The organism is Proteus sp. G2300, assembly GCF_009915965.1.
GTDB lineage: Bacteria > Pseudomonadota > Gammaproteobacteria > Enterobacterales > Enterobacteriaceae > Proteus > Proteus vulgaris.
Genome location: NZ_JAABNK010000008.1, coordinates 24,375 through 33,121 on the forward strand (window position 1 = coordinate 24,375; position 8,747 = coordinate 33,121).

The window sequence follows — 8,747 nt, forward strand, 5'->3', positions numbered from 1 at the left end:
GTTACAATGCATACTATTTCGCGGCCCAATTACTGTTAATGGAGTTAGTCATGAGTGAGTTGAAAAACGACCGCTATTTACGTGCGCTATTGCGCCAACCTGTTGATGTCACCCCTGTTTGGATGATGCGTCAGGCAGGCAGATATCTTCCTGAATATAAGGAAACACGGGCACAGGCGGGGGATTTCATCTCATTGTGCAAAAATACAGAGCTGGCATGCGAAGTGACATTACAGCCTTTAAGACGTTTTCCATTAGATGCCGCTATTTTATTTTCTGATATTTTAACTATTCCTGACGCGATGGGATTAGGCCTTTACTTTGAAACAGGTGAAGGCCCTCGTTTTAAGTCACCAATAAACACCCTTGCTGATATTCAAAAATTGCCTATTCCAGACCCTGAAGATGAACTTGGTTATGTGATGAATGCTGTGCGAGCGATTCGTCATGCCTTACAAGGTAGCGTGCCTTTAATTGGTTTTTCGGGAAGCCCTTGGACACTGGCAACGTATATGGTAGAAGGTGGAAGTAGTAAGGCCTTCACAAAAATTAAAAAAATGATGTATGCAGAGCCACAAGCACTACATCTATTACTGGATAAACTAGCAGATAGCGTTATCCTTTATCTGAATGCTCAAATTAAAGCGGGCGCACAATCTATTATGATCTTTGATACATGGGGTGGTGTATTAACAGGGCGTGATTACCAACTCTTTTCATTACATTATATGCATAAGATTGTTGATGGTCTTATTCGCGAATATGATGGAAGAAAAGTTCCTGTAACCTTATTTACCAAAGGTGGTGGTCGTTGGTTAGAAGCAATGGCCACAACAGGTTGTGATGCATTAGGACTCGATTGGACAATTGATATTGAAGAAGCACGTCGTCGAGTAGGAGATAAAGTTGCCTTACAAGGTAATATGGATCCATCCATGTTATATGCGCCTCCAGCAAGAATAGAACAAGAAGTCGAAACTATTCTTGCTGGGTTTGGCAAAGGTAATGGTCATGTCTTTAATCTTGGGCACGGTATTCATCAAGATGTTCCACCAGAGCATGCTGGTGCATTTATTGATGCGGTTCACCGTTTATCGAAGCCTTATCATCAGGATAATGATTAATACCCAACAATTACGTCAGGAGCAGACAGAAAAAGCTCAACAGATTATTTTAACAGACCAATTCACAGCACCAACTTGCATAGCAGGTGCTGATGTTGGTTTTGAAGAAGGTGGCGCAGTCACTCGCGCCGCTATCGTGATAATGCATTACCCTTCTTTTGAAATTCTTGAATACCAAATCGCGCGAATTCCTACAACGCTTCCTTATATCCCTGGTTTACTTTCATTTAGAGAGTGCCCTGCGTTACTGACAGCCTGGCAATTAGTAAAACAGAAACCTTCTCTTATTTTTGTCGATGGGCAAGGTATCGCTCATCCTAGAAGACTTGGTGTTGCAAGCCATTTTGGTTTGTTAGTGGACACACCTACCATTGGTGTAGCGAAAAGTCGTTTATGTGGTATTGATAAAGCGATAAATGAAGAGATGGGAAGCTATGAGCGATTAATGGATAAGAATGAGCAAATAGGCTGGATTTATCGTAGCAAGAAAAAATGTAAACCCCTGTATATTTCTCCGGGTCATAAAGTGAGTATGGAAGGTGCTTTGCAGTGGGTTGAGTTGTGTATGAAAGGATATCGATTGCCAGAACCAACGCGTTGGGCTGATGGTATTGCTTCAAATAGGCGATTATTTGAGCAGTTGAATAAGAATAAGCTCTAAATGACCGGGAAATATGTGGATATTTCTAATTTTCAGGTAAACTGCGCCTAAGTTAAGAAAATGAGTAATCACGAATGTTGAAGAACCCAATCCATTTACGTTTAGAAAAGCTGGAAGCTTGGCAACACTTGACGTTTATGGCGTGCCTGTGTGAGCGAATGTACCCCAATTATCAGGTATTTTGTCGTGAAACAGGATTTACCGATCCAACGCTTTATCGCCGTATTCTCGATCTGGTTTGGGAAACTTTAACGGTGAAAGATGCAAAGGTTAATTTCGATTCTCAATTAGAGAAATTAGAAGAAGCTATTCCTGATGCATCTCAATTTGATATTTATGGTGTCTATCCAGCAATTGATGCCTGTGTCGCCTTGAGTGAAGTTGTTCACTCTCGTTTAAGCGGTGAATCGCTAAGTCATGCTATTGAAGTAAGCAAATTATCAGTAGGGACAGTTGCTTCACTTGAAATGACACAAGCAGAAAGAGAAATGAGCGAAGATGAGCTAAGATCTCTGCCTGCTGTTATTGAAGAGTTCGATATCCAATGGGAAATCTACCGTCTACTTGTTGAGTGTGAAGAAAGAGATATCGAACTGATTAAAGGTCTACGTGCAGACCTTCGTGAAGCTGGAATGAGCAATATCGGTATAGAATTAACGCACTAAATCAGAAAAACGTGATTTAGTGCTTGAAAAGCGACGTTTAAAGACTTCACATCACCCCTGTGTATGTTCTACATTGGGTACGAAAAGAAGTGGCTCAGGTGTTTTACTTAATTCATCTTCTTAAAAAGATAAGTTAAGTTTTTTCACCAGATGTTTTTCAAACGATAAAACATACTTTAAGGACTATTTTATGAACAAAGCTGAATTAACCGAATCAGTTGCTGAAAAAGCGGATCTGACAAAAACTCAGGCAAAAGCTGCTATTGAAGCGTTTATCGACTCAGTAACAGGTGCTCTGAAAGAAGGCGATTCTGTACAGTTAGTTGGTTTCGGTACATTCAAGGTAAATCACCGTGCAGAGCGTACTGGCCGTAACCCGCAAACGGGTAAAGAAATTAAAATTGCAGCAGCTAATGTTCCTGCATTTACTGCCGGTAAAGCACTGAAAGACGCAGTAAAATAATTCCTTTGAACGGAATGAACAATAGAGGGGGATTTACTCCCCTTTTGTTGAAACGACAGGGGCTGTTAGCAATAGGATCTGCTTTTTTGCTCAGCGCCTGCTCCTCGACTGTACAACTCCCTGAATTTTCTGCAACCGGTTATATTGCGGACGAAGGTGTTGTGCGACTATGGCGTTTAAATAATAAAGCATCAGAACCTCAAGTAATTATGAGCGTTTATAGCTTTTATAAAAAACCAGAAACTGTCATTACATTCTATGAGTACCGCCAAAATAGTCTTTGGCAAGTCCGCTCCGAAGTTATTAATCCAAATGATCCCTCATCTTGGCACCTTCGTTTAAATAAACGTGGTGAAGTTATTTTCATGCAACAAGAAAAGCACCAACAAAAACGAGCATTAACAGAAGATGAACGTTTAAGAATGGTGTTCGCTGCAAGCAAAGAGCGTGAGATTAGCGAGGTATTGACCATTGGGAAAGTGAATTTAGTACAGGGTGTCTGGTATCAGAATACAATGACAACATGTGCTGGTGAGAAGGTGAGTGTTTCATTTGAAGCACCAGAGCAGCGTTGGTTAAAAATGAGAACGCGTAATTCAAGTAAGCCAGTTTATGTGGCTTGGCTTGATTCACCAGAAGGTAAGCAGTTACTTATGGTTGCAGAACATGATTTCTGTAAATGGGAGCCAACAAAAGAGAGTTTGTGATGACTCCCTTTTGCCGTCGTTAATCTATTTCTTTAAGCGTGCAATCGCTCGATAGCCGATATCATGGCGATAAAAACAACCGTCCCAATGAATACCTTTCGCTAAAGCATAAGCATTTTTTTGCGCTTGCTCGATATCATCACCTAACGCCGTCGCACATAAAACTCTTCCACCGGCGGTGATAACATCTCCTTTATTATTTAGTGTTGTTCCTGCTTGAAATACTTTTGCTGTTGATGATGGTGTTGTTGTTAAACCTTCAATAACATCGCCTTGACGATAATCAGCAGGATAACCGCCTGCAGCAATGACTATACCTAAAGCAGGGCGAGGATCCCAAATAGAATCTTTACCTTTTAAATTACCTTTTGCTCCAGCTAAGCAAAGCTCAACTAAATCAGATTGCATACGCATCATAATGGGTTGGGTTTCAGGATCACCGAAACGGCAGTTAAATTCGATAACCTTCGCAACGCCATGTTTATCAATCATCAGTCCTGCATAAAGGAAGCCTTGATAACGATGACCTTCAGAGGCCATTCCTTTTACTGTTGGATAAATGATTTTTTCCATTACTTGCTGGTGGATCTCGGAGGTAACAACGGGTGCAGGTGAATATGCTCCCATTCCTCCTGTATTAGGGCCAGTATCTCCGTCACCAACACGCTTATGATCTTGACTTGTTGCCATTGGAATAACGTGCTCACCATCAACCATGACAATAAAACTGGCTTCTTCACCATCAAGAAATTCTTCAATAACAATACGATGCCCCGCATTACCAAAGGCATTGCCTGCTAACATATCCTTTATGGCGTTTTCAGCCTCGGATTGTGTCATTGCAACAATAACGCCTTTGCCTGCGGCCAAGCCATCTGCTTTAATCACTATTGGCGCACCTACTTTATCTAAATATTCTAATGCAGGTACTATTTCAGTGAAATTTTGATAATTCGCCGTTGGAATTTTGTGGCGAGCTAAGAAATCTTTAGTAAAAGCTTTAGAACCTTCTAATTGAGCAGCACCTTTTGTTGGGCCAAAAATAGTCAGGCCTGCATCTTTAAAAGCATCAACAACACCAATAACAAGCGGTGCTTCAGGGCCAACAATGGTTAAATCAATTTTATTTTCTAGGGCAAATGCGACTAATGCAGGAATGTCTGTTGCGTTAATTGCGACATTTTGCACACCTTTCTCTAATGCAGTGCCTGCATTACCAGGTGCAACAAAGACTTGGGTAGCCAGCGGCGATTGAACCGCTTTCCATGCTAAAGCGTGCTCACGGCCACCATTACCAATAATCAAAATTTTCATATCAATACCCTATTAATGGCGGAAGTGGCGCATATTGGTGAAAATCATTGCGATATTGTGCTCATTGGCAGCGGCAATTACTTCATCATCACGAATTGAGCCACCTGGTTGAATAACACAAGTTACACCGGCAAGTGCTGCTGCATCAATACCATCTCTAAAAGGGAAGAATGCATCTGATGCCATTGCGCAACCAGCAACTTCTAAACCTTCATCGGCCGCTTTAATTCCTGCAATTTTTGCAGAATAGACTCGACTCATTTGTCCTGCACCAATGCCAACAGTCATATCATTTTTCGCGTAAACAATGGCATTTGATTTTACGAATTTAGCGACTTTCCAACAGAAGAGCGCATCTTTTAGCTCGCGCTCACTTGGCTGGCGTTGAGTGACGATTCTTAAATTTTCTTCTTTAACCATGCCCAAATCACGATCTTGCACTAAAAGTCCACCATTGACTCGTTTGAAGTCAAAAGCTGGTTTTGTCTCTTGCCATTGGCCACACGCTAATACTCGAACATTAGGTTTGGTTGCTAAAATAGGTAAAGCATCTTCATTAATAGAAGGAGCAATAATCACTTCGACAAATTGTCGTTCAATGATCGCAGTTGCTGTTTTTGTATCTAATGGGCGATTGAATGCGATAATACCGCCAAAAGCAGAGGTAGGATCTGTTTTAAATGCGTTGTCATATGCTTGTGTGAGCGTATTCGCAATAGCTACACCGCAAGGGTTGGCATGTTTCACAATAACACATGCTGGCTCGGCGAAGGATTTAACACATTCTAATGCGGCATCAGTATCAGCGATATTATTATAAGAAAGCGCTTTACCTTGTAACTGGGTTGCAGTAGCGATAGATGCTTCCTCTATATTCTCTTCTATATAGAAAGCCGCTTGCTGATGAGCATTCTCACCATAACGCATATCTTGTTTCTTTATATAGTTCAGATTTAATGTGCGAGGGAAGATACCTGATGGTTGTGAAGTATCACCATAATAAGGTGCAACTTTTTGGCCGAAGTAGTTTGCAATCATGCCGTCATAAGCTGCGGTGTGCTCAAAGGCCTTAATTGCTAAATCAAAACGAGTATCTAGAGTAAGACTATTTTCGTGATTATCCATTTCTTCAATCACTCTTTCATAGTCGTTACTATTTACTACAATCGTTACATCTTTATGATTTTTTGCCGCAGAGCGAACCATTGTCGGCCCACCAATATCAATATTCTCCACAGCATCGGCTAATGAGCAGTCTGGGCGAGCGACTGTTTTAGCAAAAGGATAAAGATTCACGACGACCATATCGATAGGACGAATTCCATGTTCGTCCATGATTGCATCATCTTGTCCACGACGACCTAAAATACCACCATGTACTTTAGGGTGTAGCGTTTTTACTCGGCCATCCATCATTTCTGGGAAATTCGTATAATCCGAAACTTCGATAACAGGTAAGCCAGCTTCAGCTAATAGACGAGCAGTTCCACCTGTAGATAAGAGTTCTACATTTCTTTCAACAAGTGCTTTAGCAAATTCTAAAATACCTGCTTTATCAGACACACTTAAAAGCGCACGGCGGATAGGACGAAGATGTTGCATGAATTTTATCCCTTGGGTTTGGTATAACGGTAGTAATGGTGAAGTTAAATCACATTAATACAATGAAATTGTGTTTGCTTAACTAACATTTCAGAAGATAGACACAAAATCAATCTTACTTAATAGGTCTCTATAATAACGCAAACGATTGCGTTTGACATGCTAATTTTATGTAAAAAGGATGTCTGTGGATAAAATTGTTGATAAGTGCGTATAACTAAGGGTTTTGCTGTGGAATTGAGCAAACGATTTTTTTTCTTAAAAAAACTATTGCCAGCCTCAGAAAACTCCCTATAATGCGTCCTCGTTGTCACGGAACAGGGCGCTAAGCGAACTGACTGAGAGAACAAAGAAAAAAGTGTGAAGCCTTGAAAATAAACGCTTGACACGAAATGAGGAAGATGTAGAATGCACCTCCTCGCAACAACGCAGAAGACCGGAAACGGCAGCGAATGTTGCACTGCTCTTTAACAAATTATCAGACAATCTGTGTGGGCACTCGCAGAGACGATATCTTCTAAAATATTAGATGTATCAAGTCTTGAAGAGTGAACAACAAAAGTAAATTCATTTATGAATAGCTAAGTTTTCGATTTCTTTGAGCATCAAACACTTTTAATTGAAGAGTTTGATCATGGCTCAGATTGAACGCTGGCGGCAGGCCTAACACATGCAAGTCGAGCGGTAACAGGAGAAAGCTTGCTTTCTTGCTGACGAGCGGCGGACGGGTGAGTAATGTATGGGGATCTGCCCGATAGAGGGGGATAACTACTGGAAACGGTGGCTAATACCGCATGACGTCTACGGACCAAAGCAGGGGCTCTTCGGACCTTGCGCTATCGGATGAACCCATATGGGATTAGCTAGTAGGTGAGGTAATGGCTCACCTAGGCGACGATCTCTAGCTGGTCTGAGAGGATGATCAGCCACACTGGGACTGAGACACGGCCCAGACTCCTACGGGAGGCAGCAGTGGGGAATATTGCACAATGGGCGCAAGCCTGATGCAGCCATGCCGCGTGTATGAAGAAGGCCTTAGGGTTGTAAAGTACTTTCAGCGGGGAGGAAGGTGATAAAGTTAATACCTTTATCAATTGACGTTACCCGCAGAAGAAGCACCGGCTAACTCCGTGCCAGCAGCCGCGGTAATACGGAGGGTGCAAGCGTTAATCGGAATTACTGGGCGTAAAGCGCACGCAGGCGGTCAATTAAGTCAGATGTGAAAGCCCCGAGCTTAACTTGGGAATTGCATCTGAAACTGGTTGGCTAGAGTCTTGTAGAGGGGGGTAGAATTCCACGTGTAGCGGTGAAATGCGTAGAGATGTGGAGGAATACCGGTGGCGAAGGCGGCCCCCTGGACAAAGACTGACGCTCAGGTGCGAAAGCGTGGGGAGCAAACAGGATTAGATACCCTGGTAGTCCACGCTGTAAACGATGTCGATTTAGAGGTTGTGGTCTTGAACCGTGGCTTCTGGAGCTAACGCGTTAAATCGACCGCCTGGGGAGTACGGCCGCAAGGTTAAAACTCAAATGAATTGACGGGGGCCCGCACAAGCGGTGGAGCATGTGGTTTAATTCGATGCAACGCGAAGAACCTTACCTACTCTTGACATCCAGCGAATCCTTTAGAGATAGAGGAGTGCCTTCGGGAACGCTGAGACAGGTGCTGCATGGCTGTCGTCAGCTCGTGTTGTGAAATGTTGGGTTAAGTCCCGCAACGAGCGCAACCCTTATCCTTTGTTGCCAGCGCGTAATGGCGGGAACTCAAAGGAGACTGCCGGTGATAAACCGGAGGAAGGTGGGGATGACGTCAAGTCATCATGGCCCTTACGAGTAGGGCTACACACGTGCTACAATGGCAGATACAAAGAGAAGCGACCTCGCGAGAGCAAGCGGAACTCATAAAGTCTGTCGTAGTCCGGATTGGAGTCTGCAACTCGACTCCATGAAGTCGGAATCGCTAGTAATCGTAGATCAGAATGCTACGGTGAATACGTTCCCGGGCCTTGTACACACCGCCCGTCACACCATGGGAGTGGGTTGCAAAAGAAGTAGGTAGCTTAACCTTCGGGAGGGCGCTTACCACTTTGTGATTCATGACTGGGGTGAAGTCGTAACAAGGTAACCGTAGGGGAACCTGCGGTTGGATCACCTCCTTACCTAAGAGATACGTGTTATGTGCAGTGCTCACACAGATTGTCTGATGAAGAA

Annotated in this window: 7 protein-coding genes and 1 rRNA gene; 6 read left to right on the forward strand and 2 right to left on the reverse strand. The window is 42.9% G+C overall.

Going from position 1 to position 8,747, the window contains the following annotated elements; translation table 11 throughout:
• The first annotated feature begins 50 nt into the window (after positions 1-50).
• The 5 genes from hemE (at position 51) to GWI97_RS06375 (ending at position 3,620) form a co-directional block, all read left to right on the forward strand.
• Entirely contained in the window at positions 51-1,124 is a 1,074-nt protein-coding gene (gene hemE / locus GWI97_RS06355; RefSeq protein WP_036933972.1) for a uroporphyrinogen decarboxylase, read from the forward strand.
• Positions 1,117-1,785 carry a deoxyribonuclease V gene (nfi, locus tag GWI97_RS06360; RefSeq protein WP_087802843.1) on the forward strand — a complete coding sequence of 223 codons (669 nt, stop codon included), beginning with the start codon at positions 1,117-1,119 and terminating at the stop codon, positions 1,783-1,785. Before hemE ends, nfi begins: the two co-directional genes overlap by 8 nt.
• A 74-nt stretch (positions 1,786-1,859) precedes the next feature.
• Positions 1,860-2,450 (forward strand): YjaG family protein, encoded by a 591-nt coding sequence (locus tag GWI97_RS06365; protein WP_036933978.1) that lies wholly within the window; start codon positions 1,860-1,862, stop codon positions 2,448-2,450.
• Between the two features lie 190 nt (positions 2,451-2,640).
• A complete protein-coding gene (locus GWI97_RS06370) occupies positions 2,641-2,913 on the forward strand; it encodes an HU family DNA-binding protein (protein ID WP_004246922.1) in 273 nt (90 codons plus the stop codon).
• A gap of 44 nt (positions 2,914-2,957) precedes the next feature.
• Complete coding sequence (locus tag GWI97_RS06375) at positions 2,958-3,620, forward strand: DUF1481 domain-containing protein (RefSeq protein ID WP_224215400.1); 663 nt, start codon at positions 2,958-2,960, stop codon at positions 3,618-3,620.
• 24 nt (positions 3,621-3,644) lie between these two features.
• Here the strand turns inward: GWI97_RS06375 and purD are convergent, their stop codons facing one another.
• Together purD and purH are read right to left on the reverse strand one after the other, a co-directional pair.
• A complete protein-coding gene (gene purD / locus GWI97_RS06380; protein WP_087802845.1) occupies positions 3,645-4,934 on the reverse strand; it encodes a phosphoribosylamine--glycine ligase in 1,290 nt (429 codons plus the stop codon).
• A gap of 12 nt (positions 4,935-4,946) precedes the next feature.
• A complete protein-coding gene (gene purH, locus GWI97_RS06385) occupies positions 4,947-6,536 on the reverse strand; it encodes a bifunctional phosphoribosylaminoimidazolecarboxamide formyltransferase/IMP cyclohydrolase (RefSeq protein WP_036933984.1) in 1,590 nt (529 codons plus the stop codon).
• 616 nt (positions 6,537-7,152) lie between these two features.
• Between purH and GWI97_RS06390 the strand changes: the two genes are divergently transcribed.
• A 16S ribosomal RNA gene (locus GWI97_RS06390) occupies positions 7,153-8,695 on the forward strand.
• The last annotated feature ends 52 nt before the right edge of the window (positions 8,696-8,747 follow it).